22 protein-coding genes are annotated in these 20,413 nt (G+C 61.3%); 11 read left to right on the forward strand and 11 right to left on the reverse strand.

The window, feature by feature from the left end; genetic code table 11:
• Positions 1–250: 250 nt before the first annotated feature.
• The 3 genes from C4J94_RS07545 to C4J94_RS07555 all read right to left on the reverse strand — a co-directional run bounded on the left by C4J94_RS07545 (position 251) and on the right by C4J94_RS07555 (position 2,290).
• Positions 251–1,477, reverse strand: coding sequence for an MFS transporter (locus tag C4J94_RS07545; RefSeq protein ID WP_124385594.1), 1,227 nt, complete (start codon positions 1,475–1,477; stop codon positions 251–253).
• Between the two features lie 217 nt (positions 1,478–1,694).
• Positions 1,695–2,012 carry a type II toxin-antitoxin system RelE/ParE family toxin gene (locus tag C4J94_RS07550; RefSeq protein WP_124385595.1) on the reverse strand — a complete coding sequence of 106 codons (318 nt, stop codon included), beginning with the start codon at positions 2,010–2,012 and terminating at the stop codon, positions 1,695–1,697.
• Positions 2,009–2,290 (reverse strand): type II toxin-antitoxin system ParD family antitoxin, encoded by a 282-nt coding sequence (locus tag C4J94_RS07555; RefSeq protein WP_164485609.1) that lies wholly within the window; start codon positions 2,288–2,290, stop codon positions 2,009–2,011. The genes C4J94_RS07550 and C4J94_RS07555 overlap by 4 nt, the downstream gene beginning before the upstream one ends.
• A 330-nt stretch (positions 2,291–2,620) precedes the next feature.
• Between C4J94_RS07555 and C4J94_RS07560 the strand changes: the two genes are divergently transcribed.
• Entirely contained in the window at positions 2,621–3,523 is a 903-nt protein-coding gene (locus C4J94_RS07560) for a LysR family transcriptional regulator (RefSeq protein WP_124385597.1), read from the forward strand.
• Here C4J94_RS07560 and C4J94_RS07565 read toward each other — a convergent pair.
• Complete coding sequence (locus C4J94_RS07565) at positions 3,515–4,273, reverse strand: substrate-binding domain-containing protein (protein ID WP_124385598.1); 759 nt, start codon at positions 4,271–4,273, stop codon at positions 3,515–3,517. The genes C4J94_RS07560 and C4J94_RS07565 overlap by 9 nt on opposite strands.
• Positions 4,270–5,577, reverse strand: coding sequence for an MFS transporter (locus C4J94_RS07570; RefSeq protein WP_124385599.1), 1,308 nt, complete (start codon positions 5,575–5,577; stop codon positions 4,270–4,272). Before C4J94_RS07570 ends, C4J94_RS07565 begins: the two co-directional genes overlap by 4 nt.
• A 197-nt stretch (positions 5,578–5,774) precedes the next feature.
• On the opposite strand from C4J94_RS07570, the gene C4J94_RS27575 reads away from it, so the two are divergent.
• From C4J94_RS27575 to C4J94_RS07600, 7 genes are all read left to right on the forward strand, one after another.
• Positions 5,775–5,921, forward strand: a complete 147-nt coding sequence (locus C4J94_RS27575) for a hypothetical protein (RefSeq protein WP_164485561.1) — start codon at positions 5,775–5,777, stop codon at positions 5,919–5,921.
• A gap of 206 nt (positions 5,922–6,127) precedes the next feature.
• Positions 6,128–6,850, forward strand: coding sequence for a GntR family transcriptional regulator (locus C4J94_RS07575; protein WP_124385600.1), 723 nt, complete (start codon positions 6,128–6,130; stop codon positions 6,848–6,850).
• Positions 6,847–7,635, forward strand: a complete 789-nt coding sequence (locus C4J94_RS07580) for an SDR family oxidoreductase (protein ID WP_124385601.1) — start codon at positions 6,847–6,849, stop codon at positions 7,633–7,635. The genes C4J94_RS07575 and C4J94_RS07580 overlap by 4 nt, the downstream gene beginning before the upstream one ends.
• A 67-nt stretch (positions 7,636–7,702) precedes the next feature.
• Positions 7,703–8,635: a 3-keto-5-aminohexanoate cleavage protein gene (locus tag C4J94_RS07585; protein WP_124385602.1), complete on the forward strand. Its 933-nt coding sequence runs from the start codon at positions 7,703–7,705 to the stop codon at positions 8,633–8,635.
• A 78-nt stretch (positions 8,636–8,713) separates the two neighbouring features.
• Positions 8,714–10,054 (forward strand): MFS transporter, encoded by a 1,341-nt coding sequence (locus tag C4J94_RS07590; RefSeq protein WP_256657661.1) that lies wholly within the window; start codon positions 8,714–8,716, stop codon positions 10,052–10,054.
• A gap of 81 nt (positions 10,055–10,135) precedes the next feature.
• On the forward strand, positions 10,136–11,059 hold the full coding sequence (locus tag C4J94_RS07595; RefSeq protein ID WP_124385603.1) for a LysR substrate-binding domain-containing protein: 924 nt from the start codon (positions 10,136–10,138) through the stop codon (positions 11,057–11,059).
• Positions 11,060–11,116: 57 nt separating this feature from the next.
• Positions 11,117–11,482: a 5-carboxymethyl-2-hydroxymuconate Delta-isomerase gene (locus tag C4J94_RS07600; RefSeq protein ID WP_124385604.1), complete on the forward strand. Its 366-nt coding sequence runs from the start codon at positions 11,117–11,119 to the stop codon at positions 11,480–11,482.
• 48 nt (positions 11,483–11,530) lie between these two features.
• On the opposite strand, the gene C4J94_RS07605 is transcribed toward C4J94_RS07600, so the two are convergent.
• The 3 genes from C4J94_RS07605 to C4J94_RS07615 form a co-directional block, all read right to left on the reverse strand.
• Positions 11,531–12,472 (reverse strand): LysR family transcriptional regulator, encoded by a 942-nt coding sequence (locus C4J94_RS07605; RefSeq protein WP_124385605.1) that lies wholly within the window; start codon positions 12,470–12,472, stop codon positions 11,531–11,533.
• A gap of 137 nt (positions 12,473–12,609) precedes the next feature.
• The gene (locus C4J94_RS07610) at positions 12,610–13,797 is read right to left on the reverse strand and encodes a cyanate transporter (protein ID WP_124385606.1); all 1,188 of its coding nucleotides are present in this window, start codon (positions 13,795–13,797) and stop codon (positions 12,610–12,612) included.
• A gap of 106 nt (positions 13,798–13,903) precedes the next feature.
• Complete coding sequence (locus C4J94_RS07615) at positions 13,904–15,532, reverse strand: 5-guanidino-2-oxopentanoate decarboxylase (RefSeq protein WP_124385607.1); 1,629 nt, start codon at positions 15,530–15,532, stop codon at positions 13,904–13,906.
• 111 nt (positions 15,533–15,643) lie between these two features.
• Here C4J94_RS07615 and C4J94_RS07620 point away from each other — a divergent pair, with 111 nt between their 5' ends.
• Positions 15,644–16,522 carry a LysR substrate-binding domain-containing protein gene (locus tag C4J94_RS07620; RefSeq protein WP_124385608.1) on the forward strand — a complete coding sequence of 293 codons (879 nt, stop codon included), beginning with the start codon at positions 15,644–15,646 and terminating at the stop codon, positions 16,520–16,522.
• Positions 16,523–16,636: 114 nt separating this feature from the next.
• Here the strand turns inward: C4J94_RS07620 and C4J94_RS07625 are convergent, their stop codons facing one another.
• Complete coding sequence (locus C4J94_RS07625) at positions 16,637–17,251, reverse strand: NAD(P)-dependent oxidoreductase (protein WP_124385609.1); 615 nt, start codon at positions 17,249–17,251, stop codon at positions 16,637–16,639.
• Positions 17,252–17,285: 34 nt separating this feature from the next.
• A complete protein-coding gene (locus tag C4J94_RS07630; RefSeq protein WP_124385610.1) occupies positions 17,286–18,152 on the reverse strand; it encodes an MBL fold metallo-hydrolase in 867 nt (288 codons plus the stop codon).
• Between the two features lie 104 nt (positions 18,153–18,256).
• Between C4J94_RS07630 and C4J94_RS07635 the strand changes: the two genes are divergently transcribed.
• Entirely contained in the window at positions 18,257–19,162 is a 906-nt protein-coding gene (locus C4J94_RS07635; RefSeq protein ID WP_124385611.1) for a LysR family transcriptional regulator, read from the forward strand.
• A gap of 96 nt (positions 19,163–19,258) precedes the next feature.
• The gene (locus C4J94_RS27580; RefSeq protein ID WP_164485562.1) at positions 19,259–19,435 is read left to right on the forward strand and encodes a hypothetical protein; all 177 of its coding nucleotides are present in this window, start codon (positions 19,259–19,261) and stop codon (positions 19,433–19,435) included.
• A 61-nt stretch (positions 19,436–19,496) separates the two neighbouring features.
• Here the strand turns inward: C4J94_RS27580 and C4J94_RS07640 are convergent, their stop codons facing one another.
• Positions 19,497–20,369 (reverse strand): helix-turn-helix domain-containing protein, encoded by an 873-nt coding sequence (locus C4J94_RS07640; RefSeq protein WP_124385612.1) that lies wholly within the window; start codon positions 20,367–20,369, stop codon positions 19,497–19,499.
• Between the last annotated feature and the right edge of the window lie 44 nt (positions 20,370–20,413).

The raw sequence follows: 20,413 nt of genomic DNA on the forward strand, positions 1-20,413 counted from the left end.
CTTCGCCTCATCCTCTGTCACATACTCTCCCGTAACCGCATCCCGATATTTCGTTGGCATATAAGCTCCTTGAAGTACGTCGCCACACCAGCGACCTTTTCAGGTTAGCCGAGGGACTTACGCGCAGCAGCGCGTACTATGGGAATTCTCGTTACCAGGCTTTTCAATAAGCGGGTTCAATAATTTCCCGCCCAAATAAAAAAGCCTGCTGAACTCAACGCCCAGCAGGCTTTTTGCGGTTTCAACCTAGTCAGGCAGGCTGCGCCACCAGGCTATTGCTCACCTTGCGCCCGAGCACCAGTACGGTGGCAAAACCACATCCCACCAACACCGTGGCCAGGCTCAACAACACCGAGCTACCCATCTGATCGACAATGCGCCCACCAAAGAATGAGCCCAGGGCAATGATCACCTGAAACAGCGCCACAAACAGTGGCATGCCGCGTTCTACATCCTTGGGCGCGACGACAAACATCCAGATGCTGGCGCAGGCCGGGAAGGCGCCGAAGGCGAAGCCCCAGAGGGCGATCAGCATCGCTGCGCCGGTCATGCCGGTGGCGAAGTAGGGGAACAGCGCGGTGCTGGTACCGATCATCAGTGCAACGAGTAGCAGGGTGTTGCGTACGCTGCGGTTGGCGGCGAAGCCAGCGAAGATGTTACCCATCACGCCCGCCACGCCATACAACAGCAACAGCGAACCAATGGTTGGTCCGTCAAAGCCTGAGCTGTGTTTGAAAAAGGGCGCGACATAGGTGTACGCGGCAAAGTGGGCCAGGCCGATCAGCAGGACGGCGATCAACCCGACCCGAGCTTGTGGGTTGATAAACAAGGCAGGCAGGTCGCGGATCTCAATGGCTTTTTCCGGGGTGAGGCGGGGCAGCAGGAAGATCTGCGCCAGCAGCACCGGAATACCCACCAGCGCGGTAACGAGAAAGGTCATACGCCAGCCCATCAGACCACTGAGCCAGGTACCGACAGGCACGCCCAATACGGTGGCCAGGGTCACGCCCATCATGATGATCGAGGTGGCTTTCGCAACACCCACGCCCTTGGGCGCCAGCCGCCCGCTGAGCGCAATGGCCGTCGCCCAGAAGCCACCAATGCTGATGCCGAGCAAGACGCGACCAAACAGCAGCAGGCTGAAATCACTGGCGAAAGCCACCACCGAGTTGGCGATGATCATCACCAGCGTCAGGCCGATCAGCAAATAGCGACGGTCCATGGCGCCGATGCTCACCGACAGGAACGGGGCGGCGAGGGCGGCCATGATACCGGGCAGCGTCACCATCAGGCCCGCGTGACCGGCGCTGATGCCCAAGTCGCTGGCGACATCATTAAGTACGCCCACCGGGAGAAATTCGCTGGTCACCAGGGCAAAAGCACCCACGGCGACCGAAAGAATCGCCAGCCACTGTTGTTTGACGCTTTGTTGATTATGTTCGGGAGGCCCGCTAGGGGCCTGGCTCGCGCTTGGCATGGGATTGGGTTCCAGGAGGAAGTTCGCCTGAAGCCAGGCGGGAAGGGAATTTGGAAGGGATTATAGGAATCAGTATCGGCAATCGAGCAGGCGGTCGTTTCGATAGTAATCATCAGTGCTATCGATGTGACGAGTCGTCCGCTTACTCGATCAGCGAGAAGGAACACTTAAGCCTACCGACCGGTTTTCAGCAGGCTTTTTGATTCATCACTGGGCGCTAATTCTCATCTCCCTGCAACAACGCGGTGTAGTCTTGCCCTCCGTAAAACACCCCCACGATTGACACCGTTTTGCAATCAGGCTTAACCCTGAAGGCAATAATGGTGCTGCGACGATAATGAGTGATGCGCAAGCCCGTTAGCAGGTCGTCGCGTCGCACCCCACGCAAGGGAAGCAGGGCAGGGCTTTCGCAGTGGCTGACGAGGTTATCTATGAAACGCGCAGCTACAGGAGGGGAGCCGGCATCGCTGATGTAATCTTCGAGTGCATCGAGTTGTGCCAGGACTCCAGGCGAAAAGACTACGGAGTAGCTCACGCTTTTCCTGTGCTTTTACGCTGACGTTTGACTGCCAGATGCGCGCGCACCTGCTCAGCCGACAGCCCAAGCTCAGGCTCAGCCTCAAGGGCGGTCGCTGCGGGAATGACTTCGTTCCTCAGCCAGTTTTCCACGGCTCGGTCACGAGCCAGCAGCGCCCGCAGTCCGTCGCGAATCACTTCACTCTCGGTGGCGTATTCGCCGGCAGCCACCTTGGCTTTGACCAGGGCAGCCATTTCAAGGGGGAGCGTGATGCTCATTTGCTGGGTTGAGCGCATTGGGGTGTCCGCCGACAATGGGTAGGATTCAACCCTACTCGACCATTGGCGCGATGCAAGAAGCAACTGATCGATGCCGATATCCGGCGTCTCTTCGTCCATCCAGAACTGATAGGTTTCCATGAGTGCTACATCTCCCGTTGTGTAAGTCAGGCCGCAAGTATTGACCCGTTTTGACGATTGCGTGGTCGTAGGCGGCTGATAACCTGCTGATATGTATGACTCAATATGTGTAACAGGGTTATCCGGAAAACCCGTCCCGGCACGCATGGCGTCCCACCGGCTCCCATACGATAATGCTCGTCACCCTGACCACTTTGGCTCCCTCCCGTGATCATCAACTTCGACCTCAACGACCTCCAAGCCTTCCGCGCCGTGGTAGACAAGGGCAGTTTTCGCGGCGCCGCCGAAGCTATCCGGATCTCGCAGCCAGCGCTAAGCCGGCGTATCGAAAAGCTTGAGTCCGCACTCGATGTAAAACTGTTCGAGCGCACCACGCGCAGGGTCAGCCTGACCATGGTCGGGCGAGCGTTCCTGCCCCAGGTCGAACGCATGCTCGACGATCTCGATATCGCCTTGATGGGCATCAGCAACGTCGCGTCCACGCGCATGGGTAATGTCACCATTGCCTGCGTGCCGTCCACCGCGTACTACTTCATGCCCCACGTAATCTCCGAATTCCACAAGTTGTATCCGAAGATTCGCCTGCGGGTACTGGATGCCAGTGCCGGTGAGGTGTGCAATGCGGTAGAAAGTGGCGAAGCGGATTTTGGCGTGAGCTTCAGCGGCAGCCTGGCGGATGAAGTGGAGTTCGAGTTGTTGCTTCAGGAGCGCTATGTGCTGGCCTGTCGTCGTGACCATCCGTTGGCCACGCGTGAGAGCGTGACGTGGACCGAAGCCTACGAGCATGACTACATCACGGTGGACAAAACCTCGGGCAACCGCTTCCTGTTGGACCAGGCGCTGCGCGGTGTGCGTGTGAAAAAGCCGAGTATCTGCGAGACCCACCACGTGACCACGATGATCGGATTGGTGGAGGCGGGCTTGGGTGTGGCGATGGTGCCGTCGATTGCGATGCCGGCGGGTGAACACCCGATTCTGGTGAGTGTGCCGCTGGTGGAGCCGCACGTGATGCGCAACGTGGGCTTGATCAAGCGCCGCGGGCGAACATTGCCGCCGGCGGCGCTGGAGTTGGAACGATTAGTGCGGGAGATGCCGTTCCGCTCAGCGTGACACCGAGTCCAGGCCGGTGGATTGCACCACCGGTTGAGCTTGCGGCGATGCCAGGAACTGCAGCAGCGCCTTGGCCTCTTCCGGGTGTTCGGCGTTTACTGGAATACCCGCTGCAAAACGGGTAACGGACTGCACGTCTTCCGGGATCTTGCCGACAAACGTCACGCCCTTGACCGGCAGCAATTCCGCCACCTGCTGCAAGCCGACTTCGTAGTCACCCTTGGCCACCTGCTCGCCCACCGGCACGCGTTCGATCATGGTGCCCTTGGCCGGCATGCCGAGCTTTTTGAACAGCTCCTTCTCGACATACACACCGCTGGCGCTGTCCGAATACGCCACTGACTTGGCCTTGCTCAATACGGCCTTGAGTTCGGCGTCGGTGCCGATGTGAGGTTTGACCGCGCCTTCCTTCACCACCAGCCCAATCCGCGAATCCGCCAGTTCCACGCGGGAAGCCGGGTCGACCTTGCCTTGCTTGATCAGCTCATCCAGGGCGTAGCCGACCATGATCACCACATCGGCGTGTTCGCCACGGGCCAGGCGGTTGGGAATCGCTTCCGGCGCCTTGCCCATCGACGGGCCGAGGATGGTGTCGAGGGTGTCACCGCTGTGCTTGGCGTATTGCGGGCCGAGCAATTTGTACGCGGCGGTGAAGCCGCCGGAGGTCATCACCTTGAGTTCGTCAGCCTGGGCTGACAGCGCCAGGGCGCCGAGCACCATGGCGGTCAGGGTTTTGAACAGCGGCTTCATTGCGCGGCCCCCTGCATGACCTGGCCACGGGTGTTGGCACGGCGATACAGCGCGAGGGTAGAGCACAGCGCGCATAGCGCAGCGAACATCATCCAGTAGGCGGGTGAAGCCTTGTCTTCGGTGATATGGATGAACCAGGTGGAGATCGCGGGCGTGAAGCCACCGAAGACCGCGGTGGCCAGGCTATAGGCCAGGGAGAAGCCCGCAACGCGTACTTCCACCGGCATGATTTCAGTCAGCGCCGGGATCATTGCGCCGTTGTACATGCCGTAGAGGAAGGAGAACCACAGCAGGGTTTCCAGCATGTGCGCAAAGCTTGGCGCGTTGACCACGTAGGACAACGCTGGATAAGCCGTGAGAACGGTCAGCACGGTCATGGCGATCAGTACCGGCTTGCGGCCAAAGCGGTCGCTCAGGGTGCCGCCGATCGGTAGCCAGACAAAGTTGGACACTGCCACCAGCAAGGTCACCAGCAGCGCGTCGGAGGTGCTCAGTTGCAGCACAGTCTTACCGAAGGTGGGTGCGTACACGGTGATCAGGTAGAACGCGGTGGTGGTCATTGCCACCATCAGCATGCCGCCGATCACCACGGTCCAGTTCTTCACCAGGGTGGCCATCACTTCACGCATGGTCGGGCGATGCTTGCGTTTGGCGAACTCTTCGGTTTCCTGCAGGTTGCGTCGCAGCACGAAGATAAACGGAATGATCACGCAACCGACGGCGAACGGAATGCGCCAGCCCCAATCGGCCACCACGGCCGGTTCCATCCATACGTTCAAGCCATAGCCCAGTGCGGCGGCGACCACAATGGAGATCTGCTGGCTGCCCGATTGCCAGCTGGTATAGAAACCCTTGCGGCCGGGCGTGGCCATCTCGGACAGGTACACCGACACCCCGCCCAATTCCGCACCGGCCGAGAAGCCCTGCAGCAGACGACCCAGCAGCACCAGCAACGGCGCCCACAGGCCAATGGTGTGATAACCGGGCACCAGCACGATCAACAGCGTGCCGCTGGCCATGATCGACAGGGTCACGATCAAGCCTTTGCGACGACCCACGTCGTCGATATAGGCACCCAGGATGATCGCGCCCAAAGGACGCATCAGGAAGCCTGCACCGAACACGGCAAAGGTCATCATTAATGATGCAAATTCATTGGCGGCGGGGAAGAAGGCGGCAGCGATGTAGGTGGCGTAGAACCCGAACAGGAAGAAATCGAACTGTTCGAGGAAGTTGCCCGAAGTGACGCGTAATACGGCGCCTACTTTCGAGGGGGCAGCCGCAGGCCGGGAAGGGCTAGTCATGGTTTTGTGTCTCCAGCGTTCTTTTTAAAGTGCTTGTTTCGCTTAAGACTTGGGATAGTGGCTGACACATTTAGAAATGATAAGTGACAAATTTGGATGGATTGATGTGTCTTGGCTATCAATCGAGGCGCCGGCCTGAAGCCCGGCCTTGTTCTATGCTTGAAGCTGTGTCCAATTCTTACGGACGGGAGGTGGCTATGGGCAATGAACCGAAGCAGCACAACGAGCCGGACAGCGAGCAGCCCTCGCAGCGGCATGAAGAAGAAAAACCGCAAACCTGGAAACATCCGGACGACGGCACCGAGCTTTCCGAGCGGGATCAGGAATTCCCCTTGAAACCCTGATTTCAAGCACAACGCAGTACAACTGTGGGAGTGGGCTTGCCCGCGATTGCGGTGTGTCAGTCAACCCATGTGTTGGCTGATACACCGCAATCGCGGGCAAGCCCACTCCTACTTTCATAGGTGCACGGCGCTACGGGAAATTATTTGACATATTTGATTTGTGATCACATATTGGAGCCATAAGCATCACAAGACAGGTTTTCCTCATGACAGACGGTCCTTTGCTCCTGCCCACCCTGCGCCAGGTCTCCCGCGATACCCTGCAAGACCAGGTCTACCGCCAGATCCGCGAAGCGCTGATGAGCGGTCGCTTCCAGCCCGGCCAGAAACTCACCATTCGCGGCCTTGCCGAAGCCCTCGGTTCCAGCCCCATGCCAGTGCGCGAAGCGCTGCAGCGCCTCAGCGCTGAAAACGCCTTTGAAGTCACCGAAACTTCACGCCTTCGGGTCCGCCTGATGACGGTGGAGCGTTTGCGCGAAATTCGCGACGCGCGCGTCGCCCTCGAAGGGCTGCTGGCGGAAAAGGCCGTGCTGCTTCTGCAAAAAACCGACCTCGATAAAATCACCGACCTGTGTCGGCAGATGCAGCATGCCGCCGACGAAGTTGATGTGTCCCGCTATCTGTGGACCAACTTCGCCTTTCACCGGCGTATCTATGCGGTGGCGCAAGCCGAATTGACCATGGCCGCCGTGGAGAATTTCTGGCTGCACATGGGGCCGTGTTTTGCGCTGGTCGCACCGGATAAAGCCCACCTGCAACGCTCGATGGAAGCGCATACGCGCATCGTTGAAGCCCTGGCCGCCCGCGATGGCGCTGGCGCTCGCGCGGCGGTGACCGACGATATCATGCAGGCCGCCGATTCCCTGGCGCGCCTGCTCGTCAAGAACGACCGTGTGCGGTCGTCTGTTTCAGGAGGTAAACGTGCATGAGTGTCTTACAACGGCTGCAGCCTTATCCCGGCTTACGTGTGTTGATTTCCGGCGGCGCCGCAGGCATCGGCGAGGTATTGGCGGCGGCGTATCTGGAGGCCGGCGCCCAGGTGCATGTGTGTGATGTCAGCGAATCGGCTCTGGCGGCGTTTCGCGATAAATATCCAGGCAGCCTGGCCACCCGTGCCGATGTGAGCGACGCCGATCAGATCGAGGCGGTGTTCAAGCTGCAGCGCGAGCATTTCGGTGGCCTTGATGTGCTGGTCAACAACGCGGGTATCGCCGGGCCGACGGGCGGAATCGACACGATCAGCGATGCCGAATGGCAAGCCACCATCAACATCAATCTCACCGCGCAATACCGCTTTGCCCACCATGCGGTGCCGATGCTCAAGGAATCGTCCCACGCCCATTTGCTGCATATCGCCTCGGTGGCGGGGCGCCTCGGCTACGCGTGGCGCACACCCTATGCGGCGACGAAATGGGCCATCGTCGGCCTGATGAAATCCCTCGCTTCGGAGCTGGGCGAAAGCGACATCCGCGTCAACGCCTTGCTGCCCGGCATCGTCGAAGGCCCGCGCATGGACAGCGTGATCCGTGCCCGCGCCGAGCAGGTCGGCGTACCCGAAGCCCAGATGCGCCAGGAATACCTCAACAAGATTTCCCTCAAGCGCATGGTGACCGCCGAAGACGTGGCCGCCATGGCGTTGTTTCTCTGTTCGCCCGCCGCCCGCAACGTGACCGGCCAGGCGATCAGTGTCGACGGTAACGTCGAGTACCTGTAAGCCACGCAAGAACACATCGCGCTGCACCCAGGATTTTTTTCATAAGAATAAAAGTCGGAGAATCGTCATGTCCAAAAATCGACCTGTCATCATCACCTGCGCCGTGACCGGTGCCATTCACACGCCATCGATGTCGCCGCATTTGCCGATCACCGCCAAGGAAATTGCCGACGCCGCCATCGGCGCCGCCGAGGCGGGCGCGGCGATTGTTCACCTGCATGCCCGTGACCCGCTTGACGGTCGTCCCAGCCAGGACCCGGCGCTGTTCGCCGAGTTCTTGCCGCACATCAAAGCCGCCAGTGACGTGGTGATCAATATCACCACCGGCGGCGCGCCGACCATGGGCGTGGAAGAGCGCTTGCAACCGGTGATGCAGTTCAAGCCGGAACTGGCCTCACTGAACATGGGCTCGATGAACTTCGGCCTGTACGAAATGCTCAACCGCTTCACCGAATTCAAGCATGACTGGGAGCGGCCTTATCTGGAAGAAAGTGACGACCGGATCTTCCGTAACACCTTCCGCGACATCACCCACATCCTCAATTCGTGCGCTGAGAACCGCACCCGCTTTGAGATCGAGTGCTACGACATCGGCCACCTCTACACCGCCGCCCATTTCCTGGAGCGCGGCCTGCTCAAACCGCCGCTGTTCATCCAATCGGTGTTCGGCCTGCGTGGCGGTATCGGCGGGCACCCGGAAGATCTGGCACACATGCGCCGCACCGCCGACCGCCTGTTTGGTGACGATTACGTGTGGTCAATCCTCGGCGCCGGGCGTGGGCAGATTCCGTTGGCGACCATGGGCCTGTCGATGGGCAGCAATGCGCGGGTGGGCCTGGAAGATTCACTGTGGGATGGCCCGGGCAAGCTGGCGGCGTCGAATGCCGACCAGGTCCGGCGTATTCGCACAGTGATCGAAGCCCTCGGGCACCGGGTCGCGACGCCAGACGAAGCACGGGAAATCCTCGGGCTCAAGGGGCGCGACCAAGTCAATTTCTAATACCGTTTTTTAATTGAAACCAAGGCCGCGTCACGGCGCGGCCGGCATCCCGCACAACAACAATAAGGGGATAACACCATGCGTAGCGAACTACTGATGGGCGCCAAGACCACCGCAGCCCGCGAACCCCAGGCACTGAACAAGCTGATGTTCGCCAAACTGATGCCGCTGCTGATCATCGCCTACATCCTGAGTTTCCTGGACCGCACCAATATCGCTTTGGCCAAGCATCACCTGGACGTCGACCTGGGCATTTCAGCTGCGGCGTACGGCTTGGGCGCCGGGCTGTTTTTCCTGACCTATGCGCTGTCGGAAATCCCCAGCAACCTGATCATGCACAAGGTCGGCGCACGCTTCTGGATCGCCCGCATCATGGTCACCTGGGGCCTGATCTCGGCGGCGATGGCCTTCGTACAGGGCGAAACCTCGTTCTACGTGTTGCGCCTGTTGCTGGGCATCGCCGAAGCCGGCCTGTTTCCAGGAGTAATGCTGTACCTGACCTATTGGTTCAACCGCGAACAGCGGGCGCGGGCCACCGGTTATTTCCTGCTCGGCGTGTGTTTGGCCAACATCATCGGCGGGCCGCTGGGCGCAGCCTTGATGCGCATGGACGGCTTGCTCGGCTGGCACGGCTGGCAGTGGATGTTCATGCTCGAAGGCCTGCCGGCAGTGGCGTTTGCCTGGGTGGTGTGGCGCAAATTACCGGATCGCCCGAGCACGGCGCCATGGCTGTCCGCCGAAGAGGCACGTGGGATTGAACAACGCATCGCCCTGGAAACCGAAGAGGGTGCGGGCGAGGGCGGTCACGCGTTGAAAAACTGGCTGACCCCGCAAATCCTGCTGGCGATCTTTGTGTACTTCTGCCATCAGATCACGGTCTATACGGTGATCTTTTTCCTGCCCAGCATCATCAGCAAATACGGCGAGCTGAGCACCATGAACGTCGGCTTGCTGACCTCTCTGCCATGGATTGCCGCTGCATTGGGCGCCGTGCTGCTGCCGCGTTTTGCGACCACGCCAGGCCGTGCGCGGCGCCTGTTGATTACCGGGCTGCTGACCATGGCGTTGGGGCTGGGTATCGCCTCGGTGTCGGGGCCGGTGTTCAGCCTGCTGGGCTTTTGCCTGTCGGCCGTGATGTTCTTTGTGGTGCAGTCGATTGTGTTTCTGTATCCGGCTTCGCGCCTCAAGGGCGTGGCGCTGGCGGGCGGGCTGGGGTTCGTCAATGCGTGCGGGCTGTTGGGCGGGTTTGTCGGGCCATCGGTGATGGGCGCGATCGAGATGAGCACCGGCAACGCAATGAATGGCTTGAAAGTGATTGCCGTGGTGCTGGTGATCGCTGCGCTGGCGGCGCTGCGCTTGCGTCAGGGACAGGAGCAGGCGCCGGGGCCGCAGGTGGTCATGAAACCCGCGACCAAATAGAAACCGATGCGTCTATCGACATAGACGCCATCCCATTGCCTTTCTAAACTGCGGCTTGTCTTGGGGAAGGGGCAGGCGCCGATGAATCGCAATGAATTACGCAAGGCCGATATCAACCTGATGGTGGTCTTCGAAGCGCTGATGCTCGAGCGCAACGTGACGCGGGTGGCGGAGAAGCTGTTTCTCGGCCAGCCGACCATCAGTTCGGCGCTCAATCGGCTGCGCACGTTGTTCAATGACCCGTTGTTCATCCGCGTCGGTCACCGCATGGAACCCACCGCGCGCGCCGAGGAAATCATTCAGCACCTGTCTCCGGCGCTGGATTCGCTGTCGTCGGCCTTGAGCCTGACCCACGATTTCGACCCGTCCATCAGCACCATGACCTTTCGTATCGGCCTGTCCGATGATGTCGAGTTCGGCCTGCTGCCGCCGCTGCTGCGGGCGCTGCGCCAGGAAGCGCCGCAGGTGGTGTTCGTGGTGCAGCATGTGGATTACTGGCGCATTCCCGACCTGCTGGCCTCCGGCGATATCACTGTTGGCATTACCCAGACCCGTGGCCTGCCGGCCAATGCCAAGCGTAAGCTGTTGCGCCATATCCGGCCTTGCCTGTTGCGCGCCGATGCGTCCGATACACCGCTGACCCTCGACGAATATTGCGCACGGCCCCACGTGCTGGTGTCCCACACCGCCAACGTGGCCGGGTTTGCCGATGAGTGGCTGGCGGAGATTGGCCGCAAGCGGCATGTGGTGCTGTCTGTGCCGCAATACAGCTCGCTCCCGGCGTTACTCGCTGGCACCGACATGATCGCCAGCCTGCCGGACTACACCGCCCAGGCCATGGCCGCCGGCGGCAACCTGTTCTGCGAGGCATTTCCATTTGAAACGCCGACCCTGGACTTATCCATGGTCTGGCTCAGCCACGTCGACACCGACCCGGCGGAACGCTGGATGCGCTCGCGGTTGGAGGCATTCATGAGTGATCGAGGGCTCGGCCTACAGGTCTGAGGCCTGTTTGCATGCTGTATATTCACCTAACTTCCTACAATAAAACCGGAGAAACCCATGCCTCATCTGCACCTGGAATACACCGCCAACCTGGCGCAACTGGACACCGACAAAGCGCTGTTGCGCCTTAACCATGCGCTGGTGGCTTCCGGTCAGTTTGGCGCCGAGTTCGATATCAAGAGCCGTGCGGCGAAAGTCGAGAGCTTTCGCGTAGGCACCGGCTTGGGTGCGCGGGGTTTTGTCGCCGTACGCCTGGCATTGCTCAGTGGGCGCTCCCCGCAGATCAAGCAACAACTGTCGCAAAGCCTGCTCGCAGTGCTGCAGGACCTGGGCCCGTGGCCTGAAGGTGTGCAGGTGCAATTGAGCGTTGAACTGCGTGACATAGACCGCGACGCCTACAGCAAACAAGCAGTGGGGAGTTAAAAGCGGCAAGCGCCAAGCTAACAGCGACCCAGGCACCTCTTGCCGCTTTCAACTTGCCGCTTGCAGCTGCTCCTCACACACCTTCACCACTTGCTCGCGAAACCAGGTATTGGCGCTGTCCTGTTCGCTGGTTTCGTTCCACTGCATCTCCAGGGTAAAGCCCGGCAAACCGTTCGGGGCTTCGCAACATCCGTACGCCGAGGTCGACGCCAGCAGTTTTTGGATACGGCGGGGCAGGGTCACGATGAAGTCGGTGCCGCTGATCAACTTCAACGCCGCGCTGTAGCTGTTGGCCCGCGCAATCACCTGGCGCTTGTGGGCCTGGCGCGTCAACCAGCCGTCGATCATGTTGGTATCGGACGTCCAGGGCGTGGGAAACACGTGGCGTCGCTCGACGAAGGTTTGCAGGCTGAACGCCGCTTCCCGGGGCGCCGAGCGTTTGTCGAAGACGCACACCAGGTCGTCTTCTAGCAGCATTTGGCTTTTGAAATCTTTATGGGCGCGGTGAAAGTTCGGGCCGAAGCAAATCACCAGGTCGAGGCCGCCTTCGCGCAAGGCGTCGGCGGGAATCTCGGTTTCCAGCTTCTGCACGTTGACGATCACCGGCAGGTCGGCGCGGTCGAAGTTTTTCAGCAGGCGCGGCAGGATCAGTTGTTCGAAGTATTCCGGGGCGCATACGTTGAAGGTGACGGCCTTGCGGGTCGGGTCGAAGGCCTGGCCACCGGCGTGGCACAGGTTGATGCTTTCGAGGATTTTCTGCACGTGACCATACATCGTGATGGCCTTGTACGTCGGACGCATGCCCGCCCGTGTGTTGATAAACAGCTCGTCTTCGAAACTGGTGCGCAGTTTCTTCAGGCTGTAGCTCACGGTGGACTGGCTGACGAACAGTGTTTCGGACACGTCGGTAACGCTGCTCTGGTCGTAGACAGCGATAAACACCATCAAGTCCTGCATATCGAGCTTTCTGAGCAAGTTACTGTTTAGCATCGGTTTCGTCCGTAAACCCTTTGTACCGAACTCAGTACAAGACTGGGCAAAATGTTAACGGAACGCTCGTACCAATAGAAAGCTCTGTAGGACTCTTCTATGTTTTGAGTGGGACAAATAGTGTTTACAACACGACCTCAGCGAATATGTTTCGCGTAATGCTCCGGATTGAAGCGGGTGATCATCAGTAGCATCACGACCACCACTGCCGCCAACGACCACCAGGCCCATTCGAAGCTGCCTAGCTGGTCGCGGATCATCCCGGCGATCAGGGGCGACAGCCCGGCGATCAGGTAGCCGATGCCCTGCACGAACGCGGTCAGGCCACCGGCACGGCGCGGGTTGTCGAGGTGGTCCAGGGACAGAATCAGGCTCATCGGAAACAGGCCGCCTATACCCAGGCCGAGCAGGCACGGCCACAGCAGGCTCAGGTGCTGCGGGCTGAGGATCAGGCCGCAGAAGCCGATGATGATCAGCACCAGCAAGACCGCGATCACGCCGCGTTTATCCCGGCGGCGGTTGGCGATAGCGGGGGTTGCCAGGCCGGAGACGACCTCCATGGCGGTCAGTAAACCCAGCAGCAAACCGGCCTGCTGGTCACTCCAGCCCTGCTCGACGTAGTACGGCGCCAGCCATGCCAGCACACAGGTGTAGGACGCCGTGCCGAGGCCAAAAAACAGCGCCAGCAACCAGGCCCGGCGATTGCCGAAAAAGGACGCCTGCGGGTCGCTATCGACAGGGGGCAGGGGCGCTAGCGCTGTGCGCTGCGCGTACCAGAACACCAAAGCCAGCAACGCCAGAGCTGACCATATCGCCAGGCCGACGCGCCAACTGCCGGTGTGCACCTGCACGAACGGCGAAAACGACGCGGCCAGCGCGGCGCCGGCCATGATCGCGGTGACGTACAGGCCCATGAACAACGAAACGTTATCGCGAAAGCGCGACTTGATCAGCGCCGGCATCAAGGCCTGGATCAGCGCGATCCCGACGCCTGCCGCGATGGCGCTGACGATCAGCTCAAGTGCCGAATCCAGCCACAACCGCGACAGTGTCGCCACGCCGATCACCGCCAGCGACACCACGATACTGCGGTGCTCGCCAAAGCGCCTGGCCAGGCCCATGCCGAAGAACATCGCCAGGCCCATGCCCATTACCGGCAACATGGTCAGCAGGGCCGCACTGCTGAAACTCAGCGGCACGTCCATGCGAATCGACGACAACAAGGGACCGACGGCCGCCATCGACGGGCGCAGGTTAAGGGCGACCAGCACCACACTGATCATCAGCCACACGGCGGTGGTGGGTTTTGCCTGAACGTTTTCCATGGGCCTGCCTTGAATGAACAAGCGCGAATCAGGCCACGGGCGCAGCGGTGGAGCAACTCAGAAAGTCGCAGGCGCTATTGAAAAAGTGCGGCCAACTGAGCGTCGCTTATAAAGGGCGGGTTTGCTCCATCCAGGTTGTCTGCTCGATTTCAATCAGCGTGGGCCCCTGGCGATCCGCGGCGGCGCGCAGTGCTCCACGCAGTTGCTCGATGTCGGCTATGCGTTCGGCCGCGCACCCCAACGCCTGCGCCACGCCGATGAAGTCCGGCGTGTAGATGTCCACGCCCACCGGCTCGATAGCGCGGTTGACCATGTACTTCTTGATCTCCTCGTAGCCCTGGTTATTCCACAGCAGTACGATCACCGGCGTGCGTGCCTCCACGGCGCTGGCCAGTTCCGGCAAGGTGAACTGCAGCCCACCGTCGCCGATCAGGCACACCACCGGTTGCCCGTCGCCACGCCCGAGCCAGGCGCCGATGGCGGCGGGCAGGGCATAGCCCAGCGTGCCGTAGCCGGTGGAGGCGTTGAACCAGCGGCGCGGGTGGTCGAGGTTCAAGGTCAGGTTGCCGCTGTAGACCGGTTGGGTGGAGTCGCCCACCAGTACGGCATTCGGCAGCGTTTGCAGCACCGTGTTCAGAAAGAGCGTTTGCGCGTGGGTCGCGGCGTCCCAGCTGGATGACAGCTCGGCCCACAAACGGGCGACCCGTTGCGTGCCCCAGTCGCCATGGCGCGGTGGCAACGGGTCGTCGCCCAATGCCGACAGCAAGGCCTGGGCAGCGATTTGCGCGTCCGCCACGAGCGCCACCTGGGGCGGGTAATTGCGCACGGTCTGGTCCGGGTCGATATCGATGCGCAACAGCGCGCCGGGAATCTCGAAGCCCCCCGCGAAGGTCACGTCGTAGTCGGTTTCCGCCAGCTCGGTGCCGATGGCCAGCACCACATCGGCTTCGGCGACCAGGGCGCGGGTGGCCGGCAGCGTCTGGGTCGAACCGATCAGCAAGGGGTGTGCGGCGGGCAGCAGGCCCTTGGCGTTGATGGTCAAGGCTACCGGCGCGCCGAGCGCTTCGGCCAGGCGGGTCAACTCCGCGGCCGCCTCGATCGCACCGCCACCGGCCAGGATCAGCGGGCGCTTGGCGGCCGCGAGCAGTTGGCTCATCTGCCTGATCGCCGAGGGTGCCGCACCGGCCCGCGCTACGCGCACAGGTGCACTGCCCAGCAGCGCATCGGCGTTTTCCACCAGCACATCCAGCGGGATTTCAATATGCACCGGCCGCGGCCGCCCGGCCTGGAACAGCGCAAACGCCCGTGCCAATACGCCGGGCAGCTCCGCTGCTGACATCAAGGTATGGGAGAACGCCGCGACGCCGGCCATCATCGCGCTCTGGTTCGGCAGCTCATGCAACTTGCCGCGCCCGCCGCCCAACTGGCTGCGCGCCTGCACGCTGGAAATCACCAGCATCGGAATCGAGTCGGCGTAGGCCTGGCCCATGGCCGTGGTGATGTTGGTCATACCGGGGCCGGTGATGATAAAACACACACCGGGCTTGCCGCGGGTGCGTGCGTACCCGTCGGCCATGAACCCGGCGCCCTGTTCGTGGCGCGGGGTGACGTGACGGATGCGCGAGCGCGCCAGGCCGCGGTACAGCTCCACGGTGTGCACGCCCGGGATGCCGAACACGTGGTCCACGCCGTAACTTTCCAGAAGGTGCACCAACACTTCGCCACAGGTTGCCATACAGGTCGCTCTTGTCAGGGGGTCGAGGCGCTATTGGAGCGGCTGGGCGGTAGCGGCAACAATCGATAAAAAGTCATACTGGTCATGTCCTCACGTCATGGCTGCGCTTCGATGAAACGCTTTCCACCGCTGCCCGCATTGCACACGTTCTGGGTCACGGCCCAGTGCTGCAACTTCACCCGCGCCGCCGAGCAGTTGCACATTACCCAGGGCGCGGTGAGCCGGCAGGTCGCCGGGCTGGAAAGCCATTTGGGCTACGCGCTGTTCCAGCGCCAGGCGCGCGGGTTGAGCCTGACCGAAGAAGGGCGCGCCTGGCAGCTTTGCGCGCAGCAGGTGTTCGGCCTGATCGGTGACGCGGTGGAGCAGGTCGGCGAGCGCCACCGCACCCTGCAGCTCAAGGCTTCCACCTGTGTCCTGCGCTGGCTGCTGCCGCGCTTGCTGCAGTGGCAAAAGGAGCGCCCGGACGTACCGGTGGAGCTCACCACCACGGTGGACTACAGCGTGGATTTTCGTCGGGAGCCATTCGATGCGGCGGTGGTGTATGCACCCAACGCCGAGCAGCCCACCCTGGCGCGGCATTTGTTCGATGAGCGACTCACTCCGGTCTGCGTCCCGGCGTTGCTGGGCAGCTTGCGCACACCCCAGGATCTGCAGCACCAGGTGCTGCTGCACCCGACGCGGGACGAGCGGGATTGGACCTTGTGGCTCAAGGCTGCCAACACCCAGTTGAGCCCTCCAACCCAGCGGCATCATTTCGAGACATTGGACTTGGCGATGACGGTGGCTTCACAGGGGACTGGCGTGGCGATTGGCGACAGTGCGCTGATTGGCGAAGATCTGAAGGCGGGGCGTCTGGCGATGCCGTTCGAGCTGCGCGTGCCGACGGGGATGGGTTATTACCTGGTGCATCCACCGGGGACGGAGCCGTCGGTAGGGTTGATCGCATTGATGGACTGGCTGGTGAGCCAAGCGCAACAATCACAGCAATGAAGATTCAGTGTGGGAGGGGGCTTGCCCCCGATAGCAGTGGTTCAGTTGGAACATCTTTAACTGATACACCGCTATCGGGAGCAAGCCCCCTCCCACAATTTTTACCCGGTTGTGTCAGTAGCCTACGGTGAAGCGTTTGCGCGAGTGCTTGGGTGTTTCCACTTCGTCGAGCATGGCAATGGCGTAGTCGGCAAAGCTGATCGAGCTGTTACCCTCACTGCTGACCAGCAGATCGTCCTGGCCCAGGCGGAATTTACCGGTGCGCTCGGTGCCGTCGAACAGGGCTGACGGCGACAGGAAGCTCCAATCCAGTGCCTGCTCCTGACGCAGCGTATCGAGAAACTCAGCCCCCGCACTGGCTTCGGCCTTGTATTCAGCCGGGAAGCCTGGGCTGTCGATCACCCGGCTGCCGTCCGGCAGCAGCAGCGAACCTGCGCCACCCACCACCAGCAGGCGTTTCACCCCGGCCTTCTTCACCGGGCCGATCACGGCGCTGGCGGGCAACGTGGCAAAGTGCGCCGCACTGATCACCACGTCGCTACCGCTGACGGCCTGTTGCAGGGCGTCGGCATCCAGGGCATTGACTTGTTTGGCCGTGACGCCAGGGCGTACGGCCAGTTTGTCGGTATGGCGCGCGATGGCGGTGACGGTATGCCCACGGCGCAGCGCTTCTTCCAGCAGTTGGCTACCGGCACGGCCGGTGGCGCCAATGATTGCGATCTTGCTCATGATGTTCTCCAGTCAGGTCAGGGTTTAAAACCAATCACCACTTCATTTCGCCCTTGGCGACTTTGGCGCTCAGTTCCAGCGAGCTCTCGTCGGCGAGGGTCGGGTAACGCTTTTTCATGGCCGCGATCAGGGCGGCGGAATCCTTGGCCTTGGCGGTTTCGATGTCGAAGGCCTTGATGTAGTCGGCGGTGAACTTCACCGAGGCCGGCGATGGCGTGCCCAGGTAGTGGCCGGGGATCACGGTTGCAGGCTTCAAGTGTTCAATGCGTTGCAGGGTGGCCAGCCAATCCTGGTGGGACTGTGCCGTCTGGGTGTCGGCCATCCACAGGTGGATGTTTTGCGCGACCACCACACCACCGACCACGGCCTTGATCGACGGAATCCACACGAAGCTGCGGTCTGGCTGCGGGCCGTCCAGGCCGATGACGTCCAGTTGCTGCCCTTCCAGCGTCAGGCTATGGCCTTCGAGTACCTGCGGTACGAGGGTCTTGGCCGGCTTGTCGGCGCCCATTTTCGGGCCCCAGAACGCCAGCTTGTCGGCGACGGTGGCGTTGATATGGTCGACCACCGCTTGTGGCGCCAGCACTTTCGCATCGGGGAAGGCGGCGGTGAGGGTGTCGAGACCGAAGTAGTAGTCCGGGTCGCCATGGCTGATGTAGATGGTGGTCAGCTGCTTGCCGCTGGCGCGGATTTTCTGCACCAGTTGCTCGGCTTGGCCCTTGCCGAACTGTGCGTCCACCAGGATCGCGTCCTTGGCGCCGCTGACCAGCACCGAACTGACCGGGAAAATCGCCGCTTCGCCTGGGTTGTACACATCGAGTTTCAGGTCTGCCGCCACGGCGCCGGCGGCGAAGGCCAGGGCGGCCGTGGCCAGGGTCAAGCGTTTAACAGTCGAAAACATGGGCAGCTCCTGCCATCGGTAAGGGGTGAACAGAGCTTAGTTGCATAAAACGCTACAAAAAATGCGATGCTGGGACATAGTTTGTTTCTGAAAACGGGCAAATCATGGATCGTCTTCAAGCAATGCGCGTGTTTGTCACCGTGGTGGACCTGGGTAGCCAATCCGCCGCCGCCGATCATCTGGACCTGTCGCGCCCGGTGGTCTCACGTTATCTGGCCGAGCTGGAAGACTGGGTCGGCGCGCGCCTGCTGCACCGCACCACGCGCAAGCTCAGCCTGACCGCCGCCGGCAGTGAAACCCTGCCACGTTGTCGGCAATTGCTGGAACTGTGCGGGGACATGCAGGCCGCCGTGAGCGAGCCGGATGAGGCGCCTCGGGGCCTGTTGCGCCTGAGCGTCAGTACCTCGTTCGGCCAGGCGCAGCTGGGCGCTGCCATTGCCGAGTACGTCAAACGCTACCCGTTGGTGACGGTCGATCTGCAAATGCTCGATCGCACGGTAAACCTGGTGGATGAGCGTATCGACCTGGCGATCCGCACCAGCAACGACCTGGATCCCAACCTGATTGCGCGGCGCCTGACCGTGTGCCGCTCGGTGGTCTGCGCCACGCCGGCTTATCTGCTGGAGCATCCTGCACCGCAGAAAGTCGAAGACCTGGCCCGGCACAACTGCCTGACTCATTCCTACTTCGGCAAGAGCCTGTGGCATTTCGAGGAAAACGGCGAGCACGTGTCGGTGCCGGTGCACGGTAATATCACCGCCAACGAGGCCAGCACGTTATTGCGGATAACCCTGGCCGGGGCAGGGGTGGCGATGCTCCCCAGCTATCAGGCCGGCGACCTGATCCGCAGCGGTGAACTGGTGCGCCTGCTGCCTGATGCCGAGCCACGGCGGATGAATATTTACGCGGTATACGCCTCGCGCAAGCACATGCCCTCGGCATTGCGCAGCCTGTTGGATTTCCTCGTGCTGCGCTTTCCCGAGGAACCGTTGTGGGACACGGGCCTTTAGCGATATAAGCCGGCTGAATGGCCGGCAATCATGGCAACTTGCCCCGACTGACCTATGCTTTAGATAGCACCGTGTAGATCTGTCTGGAGGTGTGCCATGAGCATCAAGACCAGGAAGTACCTGATGATTTTCAGCCTGTGCGCATTAGCCACCGCGCTGTACGGGACCGCCGCGTACCGGGTGGAACAGACCCGCATGCAGCCAACCTTTGCGATCAGCTGCCATCAGGACCTGTGTGTGCCACGCAGCGGCAGTTTCAGCGCGTTGCGTTGATTCAAAAGCTGATTGAATAAGATCCCCGTGGGAGCGGGCAAGCCGACTCCCACCAGCGCTGTCACGCCTGGTCGGCCTTCAGCTGCTCGCGGAACGCTTTGGGCGAGAATCCGACCCTGCGACGGAACAACCGCGAGAAGTTGGTCGGGTCGGAAAAACCCAGCACCTCGGACATTTCATTGATCGTCATGCTGGTGTAGGTCAGCAGGCGCTTGGCCTCCAACAGCTGGCGGTCATGCATGATCTGCAAGGCCGGCTGCCCGCCCAATTCCCGACATGTGCCATTGAGGTGTGAGACCGAGATGCCCAGTTTGTGGGCCAGGTCTTCGATCTTGGGGTGTTCGCGGTAATGCTGTTCGACCAGTTGAGTGAATCGCCGGAAATATTCACGGCTACGAGGCGCCCTGGGATGGCGGCGCTGGATCGCCTGGCGGCTGACCCACACCAGCAGCAAGCTGACCAGCGCGTGCATCATCATGTCCCGCGCGGGTTGTTCGTCGGCGTATTCGTCCTGCAGGCGGGTGAACAGGTTGTTGAGGTAATCGCTGTCCTTGCCCGCCGGGTAGTTGCCGAGGGTGTGCAGGCCGTCGACCGTGCTGCCCAGTTGCGCCTGCAAGTGGCTGACCAACGGCGCCGACAGCGTTACCACATAACCTTCGACATCTTCGGAAAAGCGAAACCCATGCACACACAGCGGCGGCAGTACCTGCAGGCTCGCTTCGTTGAGCGTGGTGCGCTGGCCTTCGATTTCCAGGTGTGCCTGGCCTTTGTGCACGTAAAGCAACTGGCACAGGTCCGCGTGCCGGTGGGGCTGGATTTCCCACTGGTATTCCCGACTGCGCCGGGAAATGGTTTCGCAGTGCAACAAATCGGGGGTCGGCCACTGTTGGCTTTCCCCGTAAAGCTTGAAGACCGGAATCGCGGTGTTGGTCATGGTTTCAATCCGATACTCAGGATAGTGGTTCGGTAATCGCCCCG

It is taken from the genome of Pseudomonas sp. R5-89-07 (genome assembly GCF_003851685.1).
In the GTDB taxonomy this organism is placed as follows: Bacteria; Pseudomonadota; Gammaproteobacteria; order Pseudomonadales; family Pseudomonadaceae; genus Aquipseudomonas.